This window comes from Kushneria phyllosphaerae, assembly GCF_900312995.1.
GTDB lineage: Bacteria > Pseudomonadota > Gammaproteobacteria > Pseudomonadales > Halomonadaceae > Kushneria > Kushneria phyllosphaerae.
In genome coordinates this window covers 1-607 of the sequence record NZ_ONZI01000013.1, presented here as the reverse complement: position 1 = coordinate 607, position 607 = coordinate 1, and the positions used below count along the sequence as shown (strand labels likewise).

The window sequence follows — 607 nt, the reverse complement described above, 5'->3', positions numbered from 1 at the left end:
TCAGCACGGATCGCATCGTTTTGTGCGAGCTGCGAACCCGGCACGTTGATCGAGAAAGTGCCGTCACCGTTCACCGCACCGGTGTAGTTCTGCTGACCCACCGTCAGGGTCACGGTGTCGCCGGCAGAAAACTCACCGGACACAGTACCTGTAACGGGTATATCGCGCCCTGCCTCGTCGGCGTTGACGATGTTGTCACCGGCAACGGTGTCGAGCTGGATGGCCAGCGCCGGCGGCGTGGTGTCGACGCTATAAGGACGCGTGGTCTCGGCGCTGCCAGTATTGCCTGCCGCATCCGTATGCGAGACAGACGCACTGATAGTGTTGGTGCCTGCAGCTGCCAGTACCGAACCCGGTACTGCCACGCTGAACGTGCCGTTCTGGCCCACGACCGTTGAGTAGTTCTGACCGCCGACAAGGACGGTGATGGTATCGCCGGGCGCTGCGTCACCGCCGGCACGGCCGGTAACGGTAACGTCCGCTGCCGCTTCGGCGGCATTGATCACGTCATCGCCGGCAATCGTATCCAATGAGACCGAAACGGTCGGCAGCTCCGTACTGGACGAATAACTGGCCGACGTATTGGCCGAGCCGATATTGCCCGCCG

The 607-nt window shown here is 62.4% G+C and carries 1 protein-coding gene; it reads right to left on the bottom strand.

Annotated elements, in window-relative coordinates; translation table 11 throughout:
- Positions 1-607, bottom strand: a 607-nt coding sequence (locus tag KSP9073_RS17220; protein ID WP_114403760.1) for an Ig-like domain-containing protein, incomplete at both ends; no start/stop codon positions are given.